Origin of the sequence: Flavobacterium branchiarum, assembly GCF_030409845.1 — a bacterium.
GTDB classification, from domain to species: Bacteria; Bacteroidota; Bacteroidia; order Flavobacteriales; family Flavobacteriaceae; genus Flavobacterium; species Flavobacterium branchiarum.
In genome coordinates, this window is record NZ_JAUFQQ010000005.1 from 1,210,510 (window position 1) to 1,235,173 (window position 24,664).

At 32.4% G+C, this 24,664-nt stretch carries 21 protein-coding genes; 7 read left to right on the plus strand and 14 right to left on the minus strand.

The features are described 5' to 3' along the window. Positions 1–53 precede the first annotated feature (53 nt). On the minus strand, positions 54–2,699 hold the full coding sequence (locus QWY99_RS17225; protein WP_290266960.1) for a TonB-dependent receptor: 2,646 nt from the start codon (positions 2,697–2,699) through the stop codon (positions 54–56). A gap of 158 nt (positions 2,700–2,857) precedes the next feature. Here QWY99_RS17225 and QWY99_RS17230 point away from each other — a divergent pair, with 158 nt between their 5' ends. Next, positions 2,858–3,886, plus strand: coding sequence for a LacI family DNA-binding transcriptional regulator (locus tag QWY99_RS17230; protein WP_290266961.1), 1,029 nt, complete (start codon positions 2,858–2,860; stop codon positions 3,884–3,886). Positions 3,887–3,892: 6 nt separating this feature from the next. Here QWY99_RS17230 and QWY99_RS17235 read toward each other — a convergent pair whose 3' ends face one another. Continuing rightward, positions 3,893–4,687: a DUF2797 domain-containing protein gene (locus tag QWY99_RS17235; protein ID WP_290266962.1), complete on the minus strand. Its 795-nt coding sequence runs from the start codon at positions 4,685–4,687 to the stop codon at positions 3,893–3,895. 257 nt (positions 4,688–4,944) lie between these two features. Between QWY99_RS17235 and QWY99_RS17240 the strand changes: the two genes are divergently transcribed. Further along, positions 4,945–6,456, plus strand: a complete 1,512-nt coding sequence (locus QWY99_RS17240; protein WP_290266963.1) for a GH3 auxin-responsive promoter family protein — start codon at positions 4,945–4,947, stop codon at positions 6,454–6,456. 145 nt (positions 6,457–6,601) lie between these two features. Here QWY99_RS17240 and serB read toward each other — a convergent pair whose 3' ends face one another. From serB to QWY99_RS17285, 9 genes are all read right to left on the minus strand, one after another. Further along, on the minus strand, positions 6,602–7,837 hold the full coding sequence (serB, locus tag QWY99_RS17245) for a phosphoserine phosphatase SerB (RefSeq protein ID WP_290266964.1): 1,236 nt from the start codon (positions 7,835–7,837) through the stop codon (positions 6,602–6,604). 269 nt (positions 7,838–8,106) lie between these two features. After that, positions 8,107–8,544 (minus strand): VOC family protein, encoded by a 438-nt coding sequence (locus QWY99_RS17250; protein WP_290266965.1) that lies wholly within the window; start codon positions 8,542–8,544, stop codon positions 8,107–8,109. A 40-nt stretch (positions 8,545–8,584) separates the two neighbouring features. Then, positions 8,585–8,992 carry a VOC family protein gene (locus QWY99_RS17255; RefSeq protein ID WP_290266966.1) on the minus strand — a complete coding sequence of 136 codons (408 nt, stop codon included), beginning with the start codon at positions 8,990–8,992 and terminating at the stop codon, positions 8,585–8,587. A gap of 11 nt (positions 8,993–9,003) precedes the next feature. Then, the gene (locus tag QWY99_RS17260) at positions 9,004–9,414 is read right to left on the minus strand and encodes an SRPBCC family protein (RefSeq protein WP_290266967.1); all 411 of its coding nucleotides are present in this window, start codon (positions 9,412–9,414) and stop codon (positions 9,004–9,006) included. Between the two features lie 282 nt (positions 9,415–9,696). Further along, positions 9,697–10,929 carry an ATP-dependent Clp protease ATP-binding subunit ClpX gene (clpX, locus tag QWY99_RS17265; protein WP_290266968.1) on the minus strand — a complete coding sequence of 411 codons (1,233 nt, stop codon included), beginning with the start codon at positions 10,927–10,929 and terminating at the stop codon, positions 9,697–9,699. 157 nt (positions 10,930–11,086) lie between these two features. Next, positions 11,087–11,761, minus strand: a complete 675-nt coding sequence (gene clpP / locus QWY99_RS17270) for an ATP-dependent Clp endopeptidase proteolytic subunit ClpP (RefSeq protein WP_229989974.1) — start codon at positions 11,759–11,761, stop codon at positions 11,087–11,089. Between the two features lie 168 nt (positions 11,762–11,929). Continuing rightward, a complete protein-coding gene (locus QWY99_RS17275) occupies positions 11,930–13,255 on the minus strand; it encodes a trigger factor (protein ID WP_290266969.1) in 1,326 nt (441 codons plus the stop codon). A 119-nt stretch (positions 13,256–13,374) separates the two neighbouring features. Further along, positions 13,375–13,719 carry a phage holin family protein gene (locus QWY99_RS17280; protein WP_290266970.1) on the minus strand — a complete coding sequence of 115 codons (345 nt, stop codon included), beginning with the start codon at positions 13,717–13,719 and terminating at the stop codon, positions 13,375–13,377. 56 nt (positions 13,720–13,775) lie between these two features. Continuing rightward, positions 13,776–14,540 (minus strand): alpha/beta fold hydrolase, encoded by a 765-nt coding sequence (locus QWY99_RS17285; RefSeq protein ID WP_290266971.1) that lies wholly within the window; start codon positions 14,538–14,540, stop codon positions 13,776–13,778. A 209-nt stretch (positions 14,541–14,749) separates the two neighbouring features. Here QWY99_RS17285 and QWY99_RS17290 point away from each other — a divergent pair, with 209 nt between their 5' ends. After that, positions 14,750–16,138, plus strand: a complete 1,389-nt coding sequence (locus QWY99_RS17290) for a hypothetical protein (protein WP_290266972.1) — start codon at positions 14,750–14,752, stop codon at positions 16,136–16,138. Between the two features lie 522 nt (positions 16,139–16,660). Next, on the plus strand, positions 16,661–18,061 hold the full coding sequence (locus QWY99_RS17295; protein WP_290266973.1) for a hypothetical protein: 1,401 nt from the start codon (positions 16,661–16,663) through the stop codon (positions 18,059–18,061). A 38-nt stretch (positions 18,062–18,099) separates the two neighbouring features. Here the strand turns inward: QWY99_RS17295 and QWY99_RS17300 are convergent, their stop codons facing one another. The 3 genes from QWY99_RS17300 to QWY99_RS17310 form a co-directional block, all read right to left on the minus strand. Further along, positions 18,100–18,954 carry a DUF4249 domain-containing protein gene (locus QWY99_RS17300; protein WP_290266974.1) on the minus strand — a complete coding sequence of 285 codons (855 nt, stop codon included), beginning with the start codon at positions 18,952–18,954 and terminating at the stop codon, positions 18,100–18,102. 3 nt (positions 18,955–18,957) lie between these two features. Next, positions 18,958–21,237, minus strand: coding sequence for a TonB-dependent receptor plug domain-containing protein (locus QWY99_RS17305; protein ID WP_290266975.1), 2,280 nt, complete (start codon positions 21,235–21,237; stop codon positions 18,958–18,960). Positions 21,238–21,315: 78 nt separating this feature from the next. Further along, complete coding sequence (locus tag QWY99_RS17310; protein WP_290266976.1) at positions 21,316–22,029, minus strand: pyridoxine 5'-phosphate synthase; 714 nt, start codon at positions 22,027–22,029, stop codon at positions 21,316–21,318. A 115-nt stretch (positions 22,030–22,144) separates the two neighbouring features. Between QWY99_RS17310 and QWY99_RS17315 the strand changes: the two genes are divergently transcribed. From QWY99_RS17315 to porG, 3 genes are all read left to right on the plus strand, one after another. Then, positions 22,145–22,804, plus strand: a complete 660-nt coding sequence (locus QWY99_RS17315; protein ID WP_290266977.1) for a CBS domain-containing protein — start codon at positions 22,145–22,147, stop codon at positions 22,802–22,804. Positions 22,805–22,919: 115 nt separating this feature from the next. Further along, positions 22,920–23,804: an NAD kinase gene (locus QWY99_RS17320; RefSeq protein ID WP_290266978.1), complete on the plus strand. Its 885-nt coding sequence runs from the start codon at positions 22,920–22,922 to the stop codon at positions 23,802–23,804. Positions 23,805–23,977: 173 nt separating this feature from the next. After that, positions 23,978–24,661, plus strand: a complete 684-nt coding sequence (gene porG / locus QWY99_RS17325; protein WP_290266979.1) for a type IX secretion system protein PorG — start codon at positions 23,978–23,980, stop codon at positions 24,659–24,661. Positions 24,662–24,664: the final 3 nt, after the last annotated feature.

The window sequence follows — 24,664 nt, forward strand, 5'->3', positions numbered from 1 at the left end:
CTAAATACTGTTATTACAACAGCATTTGGCTGAATTAATTAATATAAAAAAAACTAAAAGTTGATTGCTACTGAAAATCTAAATGCTCGTCCTAAAATAGGTCTTGCCAAAAACACATCTGTATCTGATGTTGATTGTCTTGGATTCCCTTCGGTTAAACCAATCTCGTTGAACAAGTTAGTTCCATCAACAGCAAATCGTAAATTATTAACCACATAACTTAAACCTGCTCCTACTTCTTTAAAGGCTGGTAAAACTTGTCTGTTATCCTGATTTGTATATTTTTTATCAAAATAAGTATATTGTGCATATCCTGATAATCTTTTGGTTATATCTACTTCTGGTCTTATTGTACAGAAGAATTTAGGAATTCTACGGGCTGTATTTCCGTTAAAATCGAAAGTACTTCCGTCTGCATTTTGACCTGTGAAATTATCATATTTTGGATTTTGAATTGTGAAATTAAAATTCAATCTCGCTATGCCATATCTTACGTTCGTTTCTACTTCTAATCCTAAATTGTTCACATCAGCAAATTTATTTTCAGAAGATCCATCGGCTAATATATCTGTAAAGGCAACATTCTTTAAATTCATATGAAACAAATTGGCATTTACCGAAAGGAATGAATTGGCATATTTATAACCTAGCTCTAATTGATTCACAAAAGTGTTTTCTAGTTTACTCAAATCTTTGGCATTTTCATAAAATGCCTCTTCAATTGGTGATCTAAAACCATGACTATATCTTAAATAAGAAGCCATGTTATCATTAAACTTATAATTCCCTGCTGCTGTATACGAAATCTCGCTTACATCATATCTCCAATAGGTATATGGATTTCCCAACACTGTAGTTACTGCATCATCGGCAGTATTATTATCTAAAATTCCTAAATTTTCAGCTCCAAAACGTGCATTATCTCTGTATCCGGAATATATGTTTTTGTCGTATCTTAAACCAGCGTTGAATGTTAGATTATCTGTAGCTTGGATTTCGGCATCTATATAAAAATCATTTAGTTTCCCTTTTGTTTCTGCATCTCTTTCTAACCAAGTAATTCTTTCTATTCCGTTCCAAGTATGCGCTATGCCACTTGCAGTATTGTTTACGTTTACTAATCTTGGATTGTCAGTAACATCTACTAAATAGTTACTCCAGTTCCAGTATTGTTTTGATCTCCAATTAGAATAATAATATCCTACTGTAAGACTAACAGGCTTTAAATCAAAATTAAAAGATAGGTTATTAGCAAAATTATCCATTTGTTTATGAATGTACCAATGATCTGCTCTCATGATTAGCGCATTTGGATTTAAGGCTGTATTATTATCTACGTATGTATAACTTAAATCTCCTGTGTTTGCTGGAGCTACGTTTTGTACATCTGTTGCATATCCTGCTTGTGTCCAAGGTCCGCCACTGCTATAAATTGCATTGTAATTCAAATCTATTTTAGTATTTCTGAATGCATTTTTTAAGGTAACTTTTTCTGCTATTTTCTTTTTAAATTCTGCTCCAATAGCGTCTACAACTGGATGAACTCCATCTTCTAAATCAGCTTTAAAAGTTCCTCCTCCATATTGTGGTACACTTAAATGTGAGAAATTTGCAGAAGTCAGCGTTCCATAATTTGGATCAAAACCACTTACGCCTTCTACTTTTCCGTTATTACTTCTCAAAGGAATTGGTAAGTAGAACGTATTTCTGTCATCTAGCTTTTTATAATTCACTCTCAAATATCCTCCGTCATCAAACTTATAGGTAAGATTCATTTTTACTTGTCCTCCTTTGTTTGCGGTAAAACCAGTTTTTCTAATTCCGTCGTCGGCTCTATAAAACCCTCCTACATTAAAAAACAATTTATCTTTTACCAATGCTCCACTTAAATTTAGATCTGTACGGAATAAACCATAATCTCCAACGGTAAGTTTTGCTTTTCCTTGAAAATCATTCTGTCCTGTTTTCGAAATAAAATTGACAATTCCCCCTGGAGCATTCGATGCAAAAATCGATGCCGATCCTCCTCTAACTGCTTCCATTTTACTCACCGTTTCATCTAGTCTGTACCAATTGTCTGCATTTGCAAACTGCAAAGCTCCATCTTCAAAAACAGGCAGGCCATCTTCTTGAATCTGTACATATTCATAAGCTCCCGCCGATGGAATTCCTCTTGCAAAAAGGTTATTCCCTACTTCTCCTCCTGATGTTTCAACAACAAATCCCGGAATTGTCTGAAGGATATCTGCTGTACTAATAGGCGCTCTGCTTTCGATTGCCTTTGCTCCCATAGTAGTAATTGCGATACTTGATTCTAATTTTGACCTTGGATTTGATGAACCTGTAATTACTACTTCTTTTAAACTTTGAGATTCTGCTTCTAGATGAAAATCGATTTTTATGTTTTCTCCACCTTTAAGAACAACACTTCTTTGAGTAGATTTATATCCAATGTTTGTAACAAGAATTACATAAGTTCCTCCTGAAAGATTTAGAAGTGTAAATCCTCCTTCTGCATCTGTGCTTACTCCTACCGCAGTTCCTTGAATAACAATATTTGCACCTGGAGCTGATTGCCCATTTTCGTCGAATACTTGCCCAGAGACACTTCCTTTTTCTTGTGAAAAAGCTAGAGCTGGAATGATTAATAACAATACCATCCAGAACGATGTTATTGCGTTTGAATTAAACTGTTTCATGATTTATTATTTGGTTAGGTTATTAGTTAGAGGTAAAACTATTGCCTATTTTTTTATATCAATGCTGATTTTGACCGAAAACGTTTTCGATTTCGCCGAAAACGTTTTCGATTAATTAAAATTAAATAATTATCAATTAGTTTTATTACATTTATTCGATGAATGATACCAGACTTATAGACATTGCAGCTGCCTTAGGAATATCTGTTACCACAGTTTCTAAAGCATTAAAAGGGTACACAGATATTAGTGATACTACCAGAGCAAGAGTGCTTGAAATGGTAGCAACTATGAATTACAAGCCCAATGCCAATGCAGTAAATCTTAGAACTAACGAAACCAAAACCCTAGGAGTCGTTATTCCTACAATGGTTCATCATTTCTTTTCGAGTGTTTTAAATGGTATTATTGATGAGGCAGAAAACAGAGGTTATCTTGTTATCATTTTACAATCTAATGAAAAATACGAGCTTGAAAAAAAGCAAATTGCTTTGTTACAGCAAAAAAGAGTAGATGGGATTTTAATTTCGTTGTCTAACGAAACAGATGATTTCACTCATATTAATGATGCCATAAAAAAGAATACTCCTGTTGTATTGTTTGATAAAATTGCCAAACTGGTTGATTGCTCAAAAGTTATTATCAATGACCGAAAGGCCGCTTACGATGCAGTAACTTATTTAATAAACAAAGGGTACAAAAAAATTGCTCACTTTAGAGGTTCTTATACTCCTCAAAATTCTATTGATCGTTTTCTTGGATATAAAAAAGCCCTTGAAGATCATAATATTCCTTACGACCCTTCACTAGTTTATTTGTGTGATCACAATTCTGATTTTGAAGATGGCTATGCCAATGCGCAAAAGCTAGTCGAAGAACATAAAGACGTTGATGCTGTTTTTGCTATTACTGATCTAGTGGCTATTGGTATTATAAAATACCTCAACGATATGCAAATTAAGATTCCTGAGCAAATTGCTGTCTTCGGTTTTAGCAATTGGTTTATGTCTACGGTAATTTCTCCAAAGCTTACCACTATTGACCAACCCGGTTACGATATTGGTCAACGTGCGGCTGCTATATTAATAAACGAAATTGCTCAAATTAAAGAGCATCTTCCTGTTACGCATGAAACTATTGAACTCCCAACGCTTATTATTGAGAGAGAATCGACAATAAGAAAGTAATGAATATTATACGTTAATCGTTACCACATAACCTTCGGATCCACGAACATTAAAAACGGTTCCGTCTGCAAATAATAAATATTGTCCTTTTATTCCTGTAAGTTTCCCTTGGAAAGTTGGTGTTTTATCTAAACTCAAACTTGCTACTTTTTTTGGATATTCTAAAACTGGATAATGCATTTCATACAAGTCATTTTTCTCTGGAAAGAAATAATCACGAACCTCTTCTGGAATCAAACTCTCGACTTTAGCTTTTTCTAAAATTAAGTCAACGCTTTCTACATTATTCTGAAGCATTTTTCTCCAATTGGTTTTATCAGCGTAATGACTCTTTAAAGCCACCTCGGTAATTCCTGCTAAATATCGATTTGGCACTTCAACAATTGCCAAAGCTTGTGTTGCTCCTTGATCTATCCAACGGGTTGGCACTTGTGTTTTTCTGGTTACTCCAACTTTTACTTCGCTAGATAAAGCTAAGTATACAATATGAGGTTGCAATTGTACTTTTTCTTCATATACCAAATCACGATCTTGGATTCCTAAATGCGCCGTACTCAATTCAGGTTTCATAATCCAATCACCAACAGCTGGACTTGAGTAAAAACAATCGTAACAAAATCCTTGACGGAATATTTTTTTCTTCTTACCACAATTCAAACATTGGTAGCCTACAAAATTGATTTCAATTTCTTTATTCAGTAATTGATTGACGTTAATAAAACTGTCTTCAAAAACTAAATAATATTGAATTGGGCTCCCCATTTCGGTTTGCATCTTTGTAAGTACACCTTGATATTGCATTAGATTTTAATTTTTAGTTCCGATAGCTATCGGAAGTTGTTTTTAAATTTTAAACTCGCTTTGAGGAATTTAAAGTTTTTATTGTTAAAATTCCATTTTTGACTTGGAATCTTTACCATAAATAGAATTGTCGTTTATAAAAAAACACTATTTTTGATACAACGCCAAAGTTAGTATTTGTCTACCGATATTCAAATCTTAAATTCCTGACTTTTTACGTTTGTAGAAAAATCAGTAATCAAAACCTAAAATCATTCATGCCTCTATCAATAATCAATTCATTTGCCTCTTGGGTTCTTAAACAAAGAATTCATCAAATAGAGCTTTTTCTTAAATACCCAAATGAGGTTCAGGAAGAATTACTTCATAATTTAATATTGGCTGCCGAAAATACTGTTATTGGTAAGCAATACGATTTTGCTTCGATTAAATCTTATAAAACTTTTTCTGAAAGGCTACCTATTGCAACTTACGAAGAATTACAACCTTTAATTGAGCGCACCCGTCAAGGAGAGCAAAATGTTTTTTGGGAAACTCCTATAAAATGGTTTGCAAAATCTAGCGGAACTACGAATGCAAAAAGCAAGTTTATACCTGTAAGTAACGAGGCTTTAGAAGATTGTCACTATAAAGGAAGCAAAGATTTATTGTGTTTATATCTAAACAATAATGAAGATTCAGAATTGTTTTTAGGCAAGAGTCTTCGCTTAGGCGGAAGTTCTCAAATTTACGAAAACAACAATACTTACTTCGGAGATTTATCGGCTATATTAATTGAAAACATGCCGATTTGGGCAGAATTCAGCAGTACTCCTAGCAATAAAACTTCGCTTATGAGCGAATGGGAAACTAAAATTGCTGCTATTATAAGTGAAACTAAAAATGAGAATGTAACCAGTTTTGCTGGTGTTCCTTCGTGGATGCTGGTTTTAATGAATCGCGTTCTGGAAGATTCTGGAAAAGGAAATTTATTTGAAATATGGCCTAATCTAGAAGTTTATTTTCATGGTGGCGTGAGCTTTTCTCCATACAAAGAACAATACAAAAAAATATTACCTAAAAAAGATTTTAGATACTACGAGATATACAATGCTTCCGAAGGTTTCTTTGCTATTCAGGATTTAAATAATTCTAGTGATTTGTTACTAATGCTGGATTATGGAATTTTTTACGAATTTATTCCGATGGAAACTTTTGGAAAACCGGAACAAAAAGTTATCCGATTGGCAGATGTTGAATTAAACAAAAATTATGCAATCGTTATTACTACTAATTCTGGTTTATGGCGTTATTTAATTGGTGATACGATTCGTTTTACTTCTTTAAATCCATACAGAATTCGAGTTACTGGAAGAACCAAACATCATATTAATGTTTTTGGCGAAGAATTAATGGTCGAAAATACAGATCAAGCTATCGCCAAAGCATGCCAGCTAACAAATACTGAAGTTAAAGATTATACTGTGGCTCCGATATTCATGCAAGACAAAGAAAAAGGTGCTCATGAATGGATGATTGAGTTTAAGAAAAAACCCGCTGATGTTGGACTTTTCCAAAAAGTACTTGACGAAACATTACAATCTTTAAATTCTGATTACGAAGCCAAACGCTACAATAATATGACTTTAAATCCTTTGGTGATTAATGTGGCTAGAGAGAACTTATTCTACGATTGGTTAAAAGAACGTAATAAACTAGGCGGACAACATAAAATACCTAGACTTTCGAATCAAAGAGATTATTTAGAGCAGTTGAAGGGAATGAGTTAAGATTATTAATAAAATAGTTCTCAACTTTCTTATTATCCTATTAGATCTAACAGGTTTTTAAAACCTGTTAGATCTGTTTTTTATTTAGATTGTAGAGCTACTTGATAAGATTCCTCATTCTTCAGAATGACAAAAGTTCGCGTTTCTATTTATTAATCATATCAATATATCGGTCGTGATATCCTAATAGGTATAAAACACCATCGAGTCCTAAACTCGAAATTGAGGTTGATGCATTTTCTTTTACAGTAGGTTTGGCATGAAAAGCGATTCCTAATCCTGCTAAATTAAGCATTGGTAAATCATTTGCTCCATCTCCAACTGCAATGGTTTGGTTGATGTGAATTCCTTCTTTATCGGCAATAGCTTTTAAATATTCAGCTTTCTTTTGTCCATCTACGATGTCGCCTAAATACTTACCTGTTAGCTTACCGTCTTTAATTTCTAATTGGTTGGCATGTACGTAATCAATTCCTAATTCTTTTTGTAAATATTCTCCAAAATAGGTGAATCCTCCTGATAATATTGCGGTTTTGTATCCGTAATATTTTAAGGCTTTCATTAAACGATGTGCCCCTTTGGTTATTGGCAATCTTTCTGCAACAGATTGTAGTACGTCTTCACTCAGACCTTCTAACAATGCCATACGTTGCTTGAAACTTTCGTTAAAATCAATTTCGCCATTCATAGCCGATTCTGTAATTGCTCTTACTTGCTCGCCTACTCCATTCAGCTCTGCTAACTCGTCTATTACTTCAGTTTGAATTAAGGTTGAATCCATGTCGAAACAAACCAAACGGCGGTTTCTTCTATAAATATTATCTTCTTGAAATGAGATATCTACATTTAGGGTTCTAGAAATTTCCATGAAACTTGCTGTCATTGCAATTTTATCTACAACATCACCAGTTAGTGAAAGCTGTATACATGAACGCGGGTATTCTTCTGTTTCTACAACTGATGTTCTACCTGTTAATCGAATTATCGAAACAATATTTAAATTTTGATCTGATAATAATTTAGCTACTGCTGCCAATTGCGATGCTGCTAACTTTTCGCCTAGAATATTGACAATATAACGTTGCTTAGATTGTGTTTTTACCCACATTTCATAATCCTCAATAGAAATAGGAATAAATTTAACCTTAACTTCTAATTCATAAGCTTTAAACAACAAATCTTTTAAAACTGGCCCAGAGGTCGAACCTGCTTCTATTTCGAACAAAATCCCTAAAGAAAGTGTGTCATGGATATCGGCTTGACCAATATCTAAAATAATAGCATCATAAGTAGCCAATACAGCGGTTAAACCAGCTGTAACTCCTGGCTTATCATGCCCTGAAACCTTTAATAAAATAATTTCTTTATCTTCTGCTGCCATTTTTTGGTTGTTGTTTTAGAAGTGACAAAAATCGGCAATCTATTGTTGATAAAAAAGTATATGCTTTGTTTTCTTATAAAGAAAAAACACAAATCGATATGAATTATTTAAATTATTTAATGTTTGTTTTTAATACTCTAAACAAGCTGACTTTGTGATCTTCAAATAAAAAAGAGACTATTTGAAACAACTGAAAAAACAGATCAATACTATTCTTGAGTCATCTTAAATAATCTCCTAGATTAATTACGCTATCGCGATTATTAATTTTAGCTACTTGCCATATTTTCATCAAAGTTTACCATCCAGTTTATTCCAAACTTATCAGTAAACATTCCGAAGTAAGCTCCCCAAAATGTTTTGTTCATTGGCATAAATGGATTCCCTCCTGCTGAAAGCCCGTTGAAAATTTGATCTCCCTCGGCTACGCTTTCGACATTTATTGAAACCGAAAAATTCCCTCCAACCGTTACAAAACCCGATTGCGTTGTACTATCACTTCCCATTAAAATGGTTTGTCCAATTGGTAAACTTACGTGCATGATTCTTTCTGCTTCTTCGCTTGAAATTTTAGAACAATCATCGTCTGAAGGCATATCTTTGAATTTTCCAATATATGCAAATTCGCCTCCAAAAATGGATTTATAAAATAGAAATGCCTCTTCGCAATTTCCATTAAATATTAAATAAGGGTTTACTGCTGCCATGATATTTTATTTTTTTTCTATTATTTTTTCTTCTATTTTCTTATGATAATTTACTAAAATCCATAAATAAAGAGTTCCATCGATGTCCATCTAAATCAGCAAAAGCACAACCATACATCCATCCTTGGCTTTCGGCTGGAGGAGCAAAAACTATCCCTCCTGCTGCTGCTACTTTTTTAGCAAGTTCATTTACTTCTTCTTTATCTTGAGCATCTATAGAAATTAATATTTCTGAACTTGTTTTGGTATCTGTTAATTCATTTTGAGAAAAATCAGCAAATAACTCCTCCTCAAAAAGCATTATTACAAATTTATTTTCACCAACCAACATACAAGTTGATTTTGGTGTATCGTGTTCTTCATTAAAAGTGAATCCTATTTCCGAAAAAAAAACTTTTGATTTTGCTACATCTTTTACGGGCAGATTGAGCCATATTTGGTTTGCCATTTTTTAACATTTTAAGTTGTTTTGTTCTCCACATAATCTTTAAAACTATCTAAAATAGCTTGCCATCCGCCACGTTGCATCTCTTCGGGGTTTTCAGTTTCTGGATCGAAACTTTCAATTACTTCTACTCCGTTTGGCGTTTCTATAAAAACAATTTCAACCTTTCTTCCGTCTAGAATTATATATTCTATAGCTTCATTTTCTTTTACCAGAGTATATTCTCCTTCAAAATCAAAACTCATACTACCATCTCTAGCTGCCATTGTAGATTTAAATTTACCACCTGTTTGTAAATCATTTTCTGCATAAGGAGTATGCCATTCTGGCGAAGGGCTATTCCATTCTTGGATATGCTTTGGAGTTTTCCATATTTCCCAAACTTTAGCTATAGGTGCTTTTACCGTACTTTTAACTGTTATCATATTGAATCGTTTAAGATTATCTCTATAAATTGACTTTTAAGCTTTTAGAACCTGACTTTCATCCATGAAGAATAGCTTTCAATGCTGTCCATCTAAATTCAAAACCATTTTTATATAAATTTACGAATTATTTAATTCAAATTTAAAGCAATCCTCAAGGCGGTAAAATATTAAGCAGAAGTTAAGAATGAGATAAAAAAAAATACCAGCTCATTTCTGAACTGGTATATTTCTGTTTAATCTATCTAGTTTAAAAAATCAAGACAAATTTATTTCTAAACATTACGAAGCGATTTCTAATCGTTTCAATAAGTTTTTATTTAATGTTTCTTTTGCATAATCTTTATCAATCTCTAATGTTTTAACATCTGAACTTGGTAAATCATACATTGCATCTGTTAGAATTGCTTCACATAAAGAACGTAATCCACGTGCACCTAATTTATATTCTAATGCTTTGTCTACAATAAAATCTAATGCTTCATCAGTAATTGTAAACGTTACTTCATCCATTAAAAACAATTTTTGATATTGTTTGATTAATGCATTTTTAGGTTGAGTAAGAATTGCACGTAATGTTTCTCTATCTAAAGGATCCATATGCGTTAAAACTGGTAAACGACCGATAATTTCCGGAATCAATCCAAAGTCTTTAATATCTTTTGGAATGATGTATTGCAATAAATTGTCTTTATCGATATTGTCTACATTTTTAGATGTACTATAACCAACAGCTTGACGGTTTAAACGTTTTGAAATAATACGTTCTACTCCATCAAAAGCACCTCCGGCAATAAACAAAATATTTTGTGTGTTTACCTCAACAAATTTTTGGTCCGGATGCTTACGTCCTCCTTTTGGTGGTACGTTTACAACTGTTCCTTCTAACAATTTTAATAATGCTTGCTGTACCCCTTCTCCCGAAACATCACGTGTTATTGATGGATTATCGCTTTTACGAGCAATTTTATCTATCTCATCAATAAATACAATTCCTCTTTCGGCTTTAGCCACATCATAATCGGCTGCCTGAAGTAAACGTGTCAAAATGCTTTCTACGTCTTCTCCAACATATCCTGCTTCGGTTAAAACGGTAGCATCAACAATTGCTAACGGAACGTCTAACATTTTTGCAATTGTTTTTGCTACTAATGTTTTTCCTGTTCCGGTTTGTCCAACCATTATGATATTACTTTTTTCAATCTCTACTTCGTCATCCAACTGTTGTTGCATTAAACGCTTGTAGTGATTGTAAACCGCAACTGACATTACTTTTTTAGTTTGATCCTGACCAATTACATATTGATCTAAGAATGCTCTAATTTCTTTTGGTTTTTTTAATATTAAATCACCAACTAATTTCGAGCTTCCACTTGATTTTAATTCTTCTAAAACAATTCCGTGCGCTTGTTCGATACACTTATCACAGATATGTGCATTAATACCAGCAATTAATAAATTGGTCTCTGGCTTTTTTCTCCCACAAAACGAACACTCTAATACTACTTTTGCCATTTATTTTTAGTTTTCAGTCGCAGATTACAGTCGCAGTTCTGAAAACTGTCACTGCAAACCACAAACTGATTTTTTTTATCCTAAATTCTTCTTCTCCAAATTCACAAAGTAATGCACTTAGAAACTTAGTGCCTTTGCAACTTTGAATCTTAAAAAATTATCCTCTTCTCAAAACCTCATCGATCATTCCGTATTCTTTAGCTTCATCAGCAATCATCCAATAATCACGCTCGCTATCTTTGTGTACTTTATCAAAAGTTTGTCCTGAGTGATGAGAAATAATGTTATATAATTCATCTTTCAGTTTCAACATTTCGCGTAAGTTAATTTCCATATCTGTAGCAACTCCTTGTGCACCTCCAGATGGCTGGTGAATCATAACTCTTGAATGTGGTAATGCCGAACGTTTTCCTGCTGCTCCTGCACATAATAAAACAGCTCCCATTGAAGCCGCCATTCCTGTACAAATTGTAGCTACATCTGGCTTGATATATTGCATTGTATCGTAAATTCCTAATCCTGCATAAACACTTCCTCCTGGGGAGTTTAAATAAATCTGAATATCTTTTGATGCATCTGCACTTTCTAAGAACAACAATTGCGCTTGAACAATATTTGCAATTTGGTCATCAATTCCTGTTCCAAGAAAAATAATTCTGTCCATCATTAATCTTGAAAAAACGTCTAACTGCGAAATATTCAACTGACGTTCTTCTATAATATATGGAGTCATATTAGTTGGAGTCATTGCACTTACGATTTTATCGTAATACATCGCATTTACTCCTTGGTGCTTTGTAGCAAATTTTTTAAATTCTTTACCGTAGTTCATATTTTTTTGTTCTAAGTTGTACGTTACTATTTTATATGTATTATTTAATCAAAGGTCATACCTCTTTATAAACAATGTCAATATGTCTTATTTTAAATTGGTAACCTAAAAAAAGAGCGTCAAAGAATAAATTCTTTTGACGCTCAAATATACTTATTTTTTTAGAAATTATTCTCCGTAAGAAGCAGCAATAAATTCTCCGTAAGTTACTTCTTTAGTTGTTGGGTTTGCTTTTTCTTTAAACAACTCCAATAACTTTTCAGCAACAACTTGCTCAGAAAGTCTCTTTACTTCTTCTTGGTTTGACAATACTCTTGCAACAATTCCTTGAACTTCTTCGTCTGTTGGATTTGTTTGTCCAAATTGAGCCATTTGTTGTTTAATTGCACCTGTTGTGAATGCTTTCAAATCTTCAAATGTAATTTGGATATTACTTTGAGCCATTGCTTTTCCTTCAATTAATTGAAAACGTAATCCTTTTTCTGATCTTGCGTATTCAACTTCAGCTTCTTCTGCAGATAATTTTTTCTCACCTACAGTTTGCAACCATTTTTTAAGGAATTCAGATGGTAATTCAAATTTAGTGCTCTCAATTAAGAAATCTTGAACATCTGCTAATAATTTCTGATCTGCTTGTTGAGCAAATTGAAGCTCTGCATCTTCTTTAATTTTTCCTTTCAAATCTTCTAATGAAGCTACTTTACCTTCACCAAAAAGTTTATCAAACAATTCTTGGTTTAATTCTGCCAATTCTGCTCCGTTGATAGCTTCGATAGTAAAGTCAACATCTACCTCTAAACCGTGAACATCATCATGACTTACTTTTAAGTAATCCATTAATTGGTGATCATCTTCGAATAAACCTTTTGTATTTACAGTTACAACATCACCAACTTTTTTACCGATGAATTTATCAGCAGTTTTTTTATCTTTAAAGATAGAAAGTGAGATTGTCACAGGATTGTTAATTCCTTTTTCTTCGTTTGTAAAAGTTCCTGTAATATCAGAATCAGCTACAACTACGTCTTGAGGAATTGCTTTTCCAAATTGTTTTTGGATACGCTCTACTTGACCATCGATTAATTTATCATCAGCAGTAACGATATATTTTACGATATCATTTTTAGCTTCAAGATCAATTTCGAAGTTTGGTACTAAACCAATTTCATATTCGAATACTAATTCTTCAGCATCCCAATCAAAATTGTCATTTTCTATAGCAAGAGGAGTTCCAAGAAGATTTAATCTTTCAGATTGTACATAACGCTCCAAAGCCAAATCAACTACTTTTTTAACCTCTTCTTGTTTAATTGCCTTTCCGTATTGTTTTTCAACAAGATCTTTAGGTACTTGACCTTTTCTAAAACCTTTTACAGTTGCCAAAGGCATTTTTTCGTTTAATCTTTTTTGAACTTGACCTTTGTAATCCATATGAACAACGTTCAATACAATTGTCTCATTTACTGCGTTTATTGCTACTCTTTTAATATCCATCTTCTTCTTTAATTTACATAATAAAATTGGGTTGCAAAATTATAAAATTTTTGCAACCCAACCAAGCTTTTTAATATATTGCTAAGAAGTGCTTTTTAAGACACTTACTTCCTATTCTTTTATCTATCCTCGCCTAATATCTTATACGTAATAGATTCTAATATAGATAGAACGATACTGAATATTAATGCTGTCCAAAACGAATCAACTATAAACCCGCCAACAATTTCTGTACATAACAAAATAATTATAGCATTAATCGCCAGCAAAAACAATCCAAACGTTATTAAAGTAACTGGCAATGTGAATAATACTAATAGCGGTTTAATAAAAACATTAAGCAACCCCAATACAATGGCAACAACTAAAGCAATAGTAAAACTAGCTACATGAACGCCTGGCATAAAATTAGCAATTAGCAACACCAAACCTGCAGTAATTAATATTCTGAGTAGTAATTTCATATTTTTTTCGTTTTATAATTTACTTTAAAAGTAATAAATTCAATTAAAAAGAGCAATTATTTTTTCAAAAACGCCATCGATAGTTCATAAAACATCTTTGGATTTTCGGCATGAAGCCAATGCCCAACATTTGGAATTGTCTCAATATTTGAATCAGGGAAATGCTTTTTGATATTCTCAAAATCTGAATCTAAAATATATCTCGAAGCACCACCTCGAATAAACAATGTAGGTTTTTCAAAAACCAGATTAGCATCTAATTCTTTGCCAATAGCCTCTAAGTTAGTATTGAAAACTGATAAATTAAATCGGAAAGCCAATTGACCCGGCTCAATCCAATACAAGTTTTTCATCAAGAATTGTCGTGTTCCAAAATCGGGTATATACGTTGTTAAAATAGCTTCAACATCATTACGACTTGGTTTGACAGAAAAATCTACTGCATTTAATCCTGCCAAAATATCCTGATGATGTTGCGGATAATACTTCGGAGCAATATCGGCTACGATTAATTTATCTACAGTTTCAGGATAGGTTGCCGCGAAAAGCATAGCTACTTTTCCTCCCATTGAATGCCCTAGAACATCAATTCCTGCTAATTGATTGGCTTGACAATATTCGAATACATCTTGCACCATCGCTTCATAAGTAAATACATCCGAATGAAAACTGCGACCATGATTACGTAAATCCAGAATATGAACTTGAAAACCATCGCTTGCAAATTGCGTTCCCAATGTTTTCCAATTATCAGACATCCCTAAAAATCCATGAAGAATTAATAATGGTTTGCCTTCTCCTTCTATTTTTGAGTATAACATTTAGTGTTGGTATTTTTATCTATCGCAAAGGTAAAAAAAACTTATTTGGCAAAAGCGAGAACAATACCATTACAGCAACTGTTTTATTTATAAAAAAAAGATTACAGTTTTGTTTATTTTTTGTAAAATAATACATTCAAAAAAACTATATTTGCAGCAGAATCAAAAACTGAATCTTTGATTTATTTATAAATTTTTAAAACTTAACCATGATTAAAAAAGTTATTTTGATGTCTTTAGTGCTTTCGCAACTAACGATTTCTTGTTCTAGTGACAACGACGAAACCAAAACTGAAACAGAAATAGAACAAACTCTAGCGGATCAAATCGCAAATATTCTTAAACAACCTTACTCTAGCTTAAATCCCGCAGACCAAAAAATAAAACTAGAAGCAGAAGCTAATGAAATGCTAGTACAACTAGACAAGTCTAAAAGTTCTGGTGCTATTGAAGCGATGGAAAATTTAGAAAAATTATTAGATATAAGTCCTGTTGATGTTTTTGGAGGAAAAAATGGCAACAAAGTAGAAGACATTTTAAAAGTAGCTGATGTTTACGGTATTTACACTTGGAGCAACACTAACAAAAATTGGGAAAAAACAACTTCGACTACATATTTAAAATTTATTTTTCCAGCTAAAACAAATGAAACAGAAAACAACGCAACGTTTTCTGCAAAAAGTGTTTCTTCTGAAATAAAAGTAAAAATGACAGATTCTTATGGATATTGGTCATATCCAAAAATAGGAGACCCCATATACACTGTAGGAGTAGATGATTACTTCTTTTTACCATTGTCTGCGGATGCTACATTAACAATTAATAATCTACCAATTGCAAGTTTTACTCAAACAGCTAAATACGCAAATGGAAAAGAAATCCCTACCGACTTCGCTTACAAAGTAACCCTAAATGATGGCTACACTTGGGAAATGAGTGGAACAAAAGCCACTACAAACACTTCAAAAGCTTCTTTTGCTTATAATGGTAAAAACTTAGTTGAATTTAATGCCGGAAGTACTGCTCAAATCGATGCCTTGATTGACAATCCGGAACTAGCTGAATACAGAGGAAAAGCGAATGGGTTAATCCAATTAATGGATAATTTTGTTATTATTGCAGATATAGATTTAGTTGCCGAAACAATTGACGACAAAGCCTTAAGGGACCTAGAATACCCTACTTATCCTAGTTCTACGAAAGATCCAAAAAATGACTACAAGGCATTTTATACAGACCAAAACACTTACAGAAGAAAACTCTCTGAAGCAACTGCTACTAATTTTAATAAAAACATAAAATTAACTTTAGTATCTAAAAAAGACGGTACTAAAATAGCTAATGTCATTATGCGCTCAGAAAGACAAAGAGAAGATAATGTTATTGATCTACCAGTTTGGAATGAAGAATACGAATATTGGTCTTCATGGAATGAAGGAGGAGAAACATTTACACGACACTACTTTGAAGAAGTATATTATTTAAAATTCAATGACAACACACAAATTGCTATGAGCGCTTATTTCTCAGAAGGTTTTGAAAATCTTCATACTAAATTTGATGATTTCTTAAAAAATTTTACAGATAGAAATAACTAAAAATTATTTAAAGCCGATTTGAAACAATTCAAATCGGCTTTGTTTTTTTGGAGTTGTTTTTACTAATAATGTACTTCACCAGTAACCTGCCCAAATACCAACTCCTCCTTTTATATTCGACTTTAAACTTCTATTAGAAGGATAAAAATAGGGTTTCTACTATTTCCAATTTCATTTTGCCAGCTATTTCAAAAATCATATACACCTTTATTCGTAATCCTTAATTTTATAAAAACAAAAGCTCCATCTGTAAAATAAGGCATGAATTTAGTTTTAGTAAAAAACAATATCCTTCTATTTTTGAATCTAACCATTTTATCTCTAATTCACCAAATCGAATCACATAGATAAAACTATTTTAGCCTAGTAAAAATCACTAAAATCAGGTATTGTGAGATTCGCCTATAAATTTATCTTTGCAAGAAATTTAAGTTCTTTTAATAAGAAAATTCCATTATCAAACTTAAGCAAACCAATTGTGAAAATTGACAAAACATTCACATTAATTTAACCCCTTTTACAATGATTAAAAAATTATTTTTAGCCTCTGTGATTCTTTCACAGCTTACTATTTCATGTTCAAACAATAACGAGGACGAAGCTGTTATTGCTCCTCCAACAGCTGCAGAAGAAAGTTTAAAAGAACAAATAGCAAACATCCTTAAGCAACCTTACTCTAAATTACTTCCTGCTGAGCAAAAAGTAAAATTAGAAATTGAAGCTAATGAAATGCTTCTACAAATGGACAAATCTAAATCCTCTGGTGCTATTGAAGCAATTCAAAACTTAAAAAACTTATTAACTATTAGCCCAATCGACGTATTTGGCGGAAAAAATGGTAATGAAGTAGAAGATATTTTAAAAGTAGCTGATGTATACGGTATTTATACATGGAATAACACCGACAAAATTTGGAAAAGAACTTCTTCGACTACAGATTTAAAATTTGTTTTTCCTGCTAAAACAAATGGAACAGAAAATAACGCAACTTTTTCTGCAAAAAGTGTTTCTTCTGATATAAAAGTAAAATTCACTGACACTTATGGAAGTTGGTCATACCCACAAACAGGACAACCTGTATATACTCCAGGAGTAGACGATTACTTCTTTTTACCTACATCTGCAGATGCAACTTTAACAATTGGTGGTGCACAAGCAGCAACTTTTGTATCTGGTGCAAAATACTCTAAGGGAGTTAATACTCCTGACGAAGCAAGCTACAAAATGGTATTAAATGACGGATATGCTTTCGAGGTTAGCGGTAACAAGAAAGCTACAGATAACACAGGTAAAGCTACTTTTAGTTATAATGGAAAAAACTTAGTAGAATTCAATGCTGGAAGCACTAGTGATATTGATGGTTTATTAAGCGAAGAACCTCTTGCTCAATACAGAGGTAAAGCAAATGGATTGGTAAAAATTATGGATAATTTTATTATCGTAGCTGATATGGATCTAACTGCTGAAGCAAATGATGCTAAAGCTTTAGAAAAAAGCGCAATATACCCTGATCAACTTAATTATAAAGATCCTAAGAGTGACTACAAAGCGTTTTATACAGCTATAAATACATATGAAAAAAAGTATTCAGAAGGAACTGCAGCTAATTTCAACAAAAACATGAAATTAATCTTAGTATCTAAAAAAGATGGTACTAAAATAGCTGATATTGTTATGCGTTCTGAAAAACAAGGTGATGACTATATTTTTAACTTACCAGTTTGGGATAACGAATATGAATATTGGACAACATGGGATGAAAAAGGCGAATTATTTTCACAACCATACCTTGAAGAAGTATATTACTTAAAATTTAGTGATAATACACAAATTGCTATGAGTGCCTATTTCTCTGACGGTTTTGAAAAACTTCAAACTAAATTTGAAGATTTCTTAAAAACTTTTACAGATAGAAATAACTAAAATAATTTAAAGCCGATTTGGAACAATTCAAATCGGCTTTATTTTTTAGAAGGTGTTTTTACTATTAATGTACTTTGTCCATAACCTGCCCAAATACCTACTCCTCCTTTTATATTCGATTTTAAACTTGTATTAGACGGATAGATAGGATTTCTACTATTTACAATTTCATTTTGCCAGCCATTCCAAAAATCATATGATCCTTTATTCATCGTTCTTAACTTTACAAAAATCAAATCTCCATCATTAAAATAAGGAGTAAATTTAGTTTTAGGAAAAAGCAGTACACCTCTATTTACCTGCATAGAGACTGAATAATTTTTAATTTTTTCATCGTCTAAATTCCCATAAAAAGCAGGAACAAAAATCGGCTCCTTTTTATCAATTCTTGTTGCTATCTGATAGTAATTTTTTTCACCAACAGGATCGTCAAATTTCACAAAAATATATCCCGTAGAATCTGTAGCACTTTTCTTTTCATAAATCGCACTAAGAAGTGGTACTGACTTCGGAATACTTGTAGTAGCTTCTAGTGTTCGGTTTAAATATTCGATTTTCAACGTATAGGTCTTTCCCGCTTTTCCAATCATTTCACTTCCAAAGTATATAAAGGGAGGAATCCTATCGTTATCCTTTTTCACTCTCAACACCTCTGAACTCTCTCCATCAGATACTGTTATTTTGGCTGAGCGAATAACATGATCAAAAACATTAGTAGAATCAATTACATCATCAATTGGTATCGAACTTGACAATATCACCTGCGAAACATCACCTTCCTCAATCCAGCCTTCAACAGCCAGTTTTGATTCTAGCTTAATTCCATCACTAAAAGTATCATTATTACAGCTACACAAAACAATCCCTAAAAAGAATAAAATGTAATTTTTCATCATTTAAAATTTAAATTTCCAACTCACAGAAGGAAGTATTCTATACATAACTTTTTTTTCTGGCTTGACAATTACACTATTTTTATCCTCATTCATTAGCACATTAATCACCACATAAATAGGATTCTCGACATTGAGAGCATTAAAAATTGAAAAATTAAGAGCACTTTCTTTTTTGGTTGTTTTTACAAAAAAGTAATTGACTGACAAATCTGTTCTGATATAATTTGGCATTTGAGCATTATTATATTCTGAATATTCTTTTACTGGATTATTATTAACAAAATACCAAGATGTAGGCATTGTAAAACGATTTCCTGAGCTAAAAACCTGAGTAATACCAAAATTCCATTTTGAATTCAAATCGTATGTCCCTACCAATGCCAAATTATGTCGTCTGTCATATTTTGCATAATACGTTTTCCCATTATTAAATTTTTCGAAATTCCTATCAGACCAACTCAAAGTATAACTTATCCACCCTCTAAACTTACCATTGCTTTTTTTAAACATAAACTCCATCCCGTATGCTCTCCCATTCCCTTCTAATAGATCATCTTTTAGTGTCGAAATTTCATTAAACTGGGTAACTCCATAAGGATATTCCAGCAAATGTTTCATCGAACGATAAAAACCTCCTATAGAAGATGTAAAACTTTTAGAAATAGTTTGGTTTGAACCTAAAGCAAATTCATTTGAGGATTGAGCAGGAATCCCATCTGTACTTGCAACCCAAAAATCGGTCGGAATTCCAACACTTGAAGTTGTTATTAAATTCAAATATTGATTTTGTTTGTTATAAGAAGCATAAAATGAAAGATCTCTATACATATAATAATTAAGAACTGCACGTGGCTGAAAATGTAAATAGGTCTTTGCTCCTGAATTATAATAGTTTATTCTCAATCCTAACTCCGCAGTCAGATTATCTAATATTTTTGGTTTGGCAGTTGTAAAAACAGCCAATTCATTAGCTCTAATTAAATTATTCTGTACCGAATTATTAGTAGCTGTAAAATTTTCAATTTTTATTTTTTGCGGTTGCAAATTATGATAAACATATTGCAGTCCTGATTCAAAAGGAATTCCTTTTATCGAATACGTTGTCGAATTTGTAAAACCAAAATCTTCAACAAATGACGATATCCCCATTTCAATTGCTGACTGCTTCATATTTAATTCATTAGTATATCGCGTAAAATAAAGAGCATTAGACATGGTTACATTGGGAGATAACTTAGAAACCAAAGTAGGAGATATATTAAAATTACTCCATTTTAAGCTAGTCTGTAATGCTAAATTACTATCCTCAATTTTTAATTTATCTGCACTAGAAAAAGCCGAAACTGTCAACAAATTATTCTTAGAGATTTCAGTCACAAAAGTTAAATTAGCATCTGAAAAACCATATTTCATATTCTGAACATCATTACTGTCCGAATCTGAACTTAGTAATGGCGCAATTACCTCATCGATATATGTTTTTCTTCCAGAAATCATAATTCCCGTTTTCTCACTAATCGGAATACTTAATGTAGCTTGAGATGCTAATACACCTACGTTTCCTTGAATCGTAAATTCGGCAGGGATTTTTTTACTTGGTAGTAATAATGTGGTAGAACTTAAACGGCCACCATATTTTGCGTTTGAGCTTGATTTGTCAAACTCTACATCCTGTATATGATCGGTATTATAAAAAGGAAAAACACCCAATAAATGTGACATCCCATAAATAGGAGTTCCATCATACAACATCGAATTATGTCCAGGATCACCTCCTCTTACATACAAGTATCCATTTACATCACCAGAGTTCTGTACTCCTGGAGTTAACTGCAAAATTTTAACAATATCTGTTGTTCCTAATAAGGTTGGAACCGCAGCTAACTCTTTTATGTTAAAAGACAATTTACTCCCTGAAAGATTTGTTATGGCTGCCTTTTTAGTATTAGATATTAAAACCTCTTTTAAAAGTGAAGAAACATCCTTTTCTAATACAATAGCAATTATTGTGTCTTTTCTATAATCAATAGTAATGGATTTTTCGAGATACCCAAATTGATTAACTGCAATTTTCATCAACCCTACTGGAAGTTTTTTCGTAAAGCTACCCAGAGAATCACTTGTAGAATAATGGTGTTGATTGTTCGTACGGAAAGAGATACTTACACCAATTAAATTTTCACCCTCTAATGACCTGACATTTCCAGCTATTGTAGCTCTAGACTGTCCAGAAACATAAGAAAAACAAAGAAAACAGAATAAAAAAAATGATTTCGACACGTAATTTTAATAAGAAAAGTGCGAAAGTAAACAATTACAACCCAATTCTATCAGGTTATAATTGTTTTAACTACTATCTTATTTAAGTTTACGTAAATACATATTAACCACATTGTCTAAACCAAGGTAAATAGCCTCAGAAATTAAAGCATGCCCAATTGAAACTTCTAACAAACCTGGAATATTTTGTTTAAAAAACTCAATATTATCCAAACTTAAATCATGCCCAGCATTAATCCCTAAGTCTAGTTCATTTGCCAATTTTGCAGCAGCCACATAAGGATCAATTCCACTTTTATTACCTAAATCATATTGATGCGCAAAAGCTTCGGTATACAATTCGATTCTGTCAGTTCCTGTTTTTTTAGCACCTTCAATAATTTCTAAAACCGGGTCAACAAAAATCGAAGTTCTAATACCATTACGCTGAAACTCCTGAATAACTTCTGTCAAATACTCTTGATTTTTAATTGTATCCCAACCTGCAGAAGATGTAATCGCCCCAATTGCATCAGGAACCAATGTTACCTGATCTGGCTTACATTCTAAAACCAAATCGATAAAATTGTGTTGTGGATTTCCTTCAATATTATATTCGGTATACACAATTGCTTTTAAATCACGTGCGTCTTGATAACGAATATGACGCTCATCTGGACGAGGATGAATCGTGATTCCTTGTCCTCCAAATTTTTGAATATCGGTTGCAACTTTTAATAAATCAGGCACATTTCCGCCACGTGCATTACGTAACGTTGCAATTTTATTGATATTTACACTTAACTTTGTCATATAAATGGATATTAATTCTAGTAACACTATATTTGTTACGACAAAAATACAAAGTAAAACTTAGGAGTTTTTGCTATTTTTTGATTATTTTGCATCAAATATTGCTAATTGTATTATGACAGATATTACTAATTACATCACCAATGATTATAGAGCTATAAACAGCCAAGAAACCATTGCTTCGGCACAGGATTTCTTTACTGATTTAAGCTATTCGCATTTTCCTGTTTTGGAAGATGGAGTCTATATTGGTTGCATAGCCTCGGATGACATTGAAACTTTTGATGGCGACAAAAAAGTAATCGATTATAAATATACTCTCGAGCCATTTTTTGCTCGAAGCAACATGATCTGGCTGGATGTATTAGAAGTTTTTGCTAAAAATCACACCAATTTAATCCCTGTTTTGGATGAAAACAATACTTACCTTGGGTTTTATGAGATAGGTGATATTATTAAATTCTTTCACGAAACACCTTTTTTAAAGGAACCAGGTGGAGTAATAATTATAAAAAAAGGGCTTCTCGATTATTCTATGAGTCAAATAACTCAAATAGTAGAGAGTAACAATGGTAAAATTTTAGGTGCATTTGTTTCTGATGGAAATACAGACAGTGTTGAAATAACCATTAAAATAAGCTTAGGAGCTATGAATGAAATTATTCAAACCTTCCGAAGATACAATTACGAAATCATATCAGAACACCAAGAAGACACGTATATTAACAATTTAAAGGAACGCTCTGATTATTTAGACAAGTACCTTAATATATAAATTAGAAAAAAGATAAAATGTGTCAACTAGGGAGTTCGTTTACAATCTCAACTGATCGAATTATCTGATTTTTACATTGACAAATTACTAATTTCTCATTATCTAATCAAAAAGAATGAAAGTAGCTATCTACGGACAATACTATCTAAATAGTACAAACCCAATTATTAAAGACATATTTGTTTTTTTTACGACAAACAATGTTGAAATGGTCATTGAAGCCAATTTTTTGAAGATGCTCTATGAAAAACAGATAATTGAGAAAGAATATAAAACTTTCTCATCTCACACTGAATTAGATAGTAGTTTTGAGATGTTAATAAGCATAGGTGGAGACGGAACTATTTTAAGAGCTGCAACTTTAGTACGCAATTCTGGCGTTCCTATTTTAGGAATTAATGCTGGACGGTTAGGATTCCTTGCTACTGTACAAAAAGAAAACATAGCTGCATTTATGCAATTTGTAATCGACAAAAAATATACTGTGTCACAAAGAACTTTACTAAGCTTAACTACAGAGCCTAAAAACGAAGCGATTGAAGAACTTAATTTTGCCATGAATGAAGTTACTGTTAGCAGAAAAGATACAACTTCGATGATAACAGTAGACACTTATTTAAATGGAGAGTACTTAAACTCCTATTGGGCAGATGGGCTAATCATATCAACCCCAACAGGTTCAACAGGATACTCATTAAGTTGTGGTGGTCCAATATTAACACCAGATGTCAACAGCCTTGTTATTACACCAATTGCACCTCATAATTTAACAGCAAGACCACTTATAATACCAGATGACACCGAGATCAAACTTCGAGTATCAGGAAGAGAAGACAATTATCTTGTTTCTTTAGATTCAAGAATAGCTTCCATAAGAAACGAATCTATTTTAACAATAAAGAAAACTGATTTTAAAATCAATATGGTTGAAATTCCCGGAGAAACTTTCTTAAAAACCTTACGCAATAAACTCCTTTGGGGGGAAGACAAAAGAAATTAGACTCCTTTTTAAAGATAATTTATACTATTTGCAATGTTTTTGACGTTTTGCAACTGTCGAATGTTCAGTTATTGCTGAGATATATCATCTATAATTCAAAAAATGACAGTTTTAACTTAATGAGCATTGATTCGTATTGATTATTATTATATTTGCACGCAATTTTTAATTAAATGAACAAAATTTTTAATTTATTGTTATGTTTCTTCTTCTTTACAAGCATGAATGCTCAGATACATGAGGTTGGTGTTTTTTTAGGAGGAAGCAACTATATTGGAGACGTAGGAAGTACAACTTATATTTCACCAGACAAGGCTGCTTTTGGGCTATTGTACCGATGGAATAAGAGTCCGAGACACGCTTATCGTTTTTCGTACACACAATCGACGATCACAGCAAATGATTTAGATTCGAAAGAAGGAGGAAGAAAACTAAGAGGATATCGTTTTGACAATACAATAAGAGAACTTTCTGCTGGACTTGAATTCAATTTTTTTGACTTCAATCTACATGAATCCAAAAGAAAAGTCACGCCTTATGTGTTTTCAGGACTGAGTTATTTCAGATATGACTCATTGTACATCCAATCTGGAGAGACAGAAAAAGAAAAAAAGGCAGGTTCAATTGCAATTCCGATGATATTAGGTGTAAAAACAAATTTAACTACTAATTTTGTTTTAGGACTAGAAGTCGGTGCACGATATACCTTTTCAGATAATCTTGACGGTAGCAATCCTGATAATGATAATTTGAGATCATTGCGTTTTGGAGATTTAAATAATAATGACTGGTATGTCTTCTCAGGAATAACACTAACATACACGTTTGGAAACAAACCTTGCTATTGCCCATATTAAAAA

What these genes read in the sequence shown, in the direction of transcription:
- QWY99_RS17225 (WP_290266960.1), bottom strand. Translation starts at nt 2,699, where the DNA reads ATGAAACAGTTTAATTCAAACGCAATAACATCGTTCTGGATGGTATTG.
- QWY99_RS17230 (WP_290266961.1), top strand. Translation starts at nt 2,858, where the DNA reads ATGAATGATACCAGACTTATAGACATTGCAGCTGCCTTAGGAATATCT.
- QWY99_RS17235 (WP_290266962.1), bottom strand. Translation starts at nt 4,687, where the DNA reads ATGCAATATCAAGGTGTACTTACAAAGATGCAAACCGAAATGGGGAGC.
- QWY99_RS17240 (WP_290266963.1), top strand. Translation starts at nt 4,945, where the DNA reads ATGCCTCTATCAATAATCAATTCATTTGCCTCTTGGGTTCTTAAACAA.
- serB (WP_290266964.1), bottom strand. Translation starts at nt 7,837, where the DNA reads ATGGCAGCAGAAGATAAAGAAATTATTTTATTAAAGGTTTCAGGGCAT.
- QWY99_RS17250 (WP_290266965.1), bottom strand. Translation starts at nt 8,544, where the DNA reads ATGGCAGCAGTAAACCCTTATTTAATATTTAATGGAAATTGCGAAGAG.
- QWY99_RS17255 (WP_290266966.1), bottom strand. Translation starts at nt 8,992, where the DNA reads ATGGCAAACCAAATATGGCTCAATCTGCCCGTAAAAGATGTAGCAAAA.
- QWY99_RS17260 (WP_290266967.1), bottom strand. Translation starts at nt 9,414, where the DNA reads ATGATAACAGTTAAAAGTACGGTAAAAGCACCTATAGCTAAAGTTTGG.
- clpX (WP_290266968.1), bottom strand. Translation starts at nt 10,929, where the DNA reads ATGGCAAAAGTAGTATTAGAGTGTTCGTTTTGTGGGAGAAAAAAGCCA.
- clpP (WP_229989974.1), bottom strand. Translation starts at nt 11,761, where the DNA reads ATGAACTACGGTAAAGAATTTAAAAAATTTGCTACAAAGCACCAAGGA.
- QWY99_RS17275 (WP_290266969.1), bottom strand. Translation starts at nt 13,255, where the DNA reads ATGGATATTAAAAGAGTAGCAATAAACGCAGTAAATGAGACAATTGTA.
- QWY99_RS17280 (WP_290266970.1), bottom strand. Translation starts at nt 13,719, where the DNA reads ATGAAATTACTACTCAGAATATTAATTACTGCAGGTTTGGTGTTGCTA.
- QWY99_RS17285 (WP_290266971.1), bottom strand. Translation starts at nt 14,540, where the DNA reads ATGTTATACTCAAAAATAGAAGGAGAAGGCAAACCATTATTAATTCTT.
- QWY99_RS17290 (WP_290266972.1), top strand. Translation starts at nt 14,750, where the DNA reads ATGATTAAAAAAGTTATTTTGATGTCTTTAGTGCTTTCGCAACTAACG.
- QWY99_RS17295 (WP_290266973.1), top strand. Translation starts at nt 16,661, where the DNA reads ATGATTAAAAAATTATTTTTAGCCTCTGTGATTCTTTCACAGCTTACT.
- QWY99_RS17300 (WP_290266974.1), bottom strand. Translation starts at nt 18,954, where the DNA reads ATGAAAAATTACATTTTATTCTTTTTAGGGATTGTTTTGTGTAGCTGT.
- QWY99_RS17310 (WP_290266976.1), bottom strand. Translation starts at nt 22,029, where the DNA reads ATGACAAAGTTAAGTGTAAATATCAATAAAATTGCAACGTTACGTAAT.
- QWY99_RS17315 (WP_290266977.1), top strand. Translation starts at nt 22,145, where the DNA reads ATGACAGATATTACTAATTACATCACCAATGATTATAGAGCTATAAAC.
- QWY99_RS17320 (WP_290266978.1), top strand. Translation starts at nt 22,920, where the DNA reads ATGAAAGTAGCTATCTACGGACAATACTATCTAAATAGTACAAACCCA.
- porG (WP_290266979.1), top strand. Translation starts at nt 23,978, where the DNA reads ATGAACAAAATTTTTAATTTATTGTTATGTTTCTTCTTCTTTACAAGC.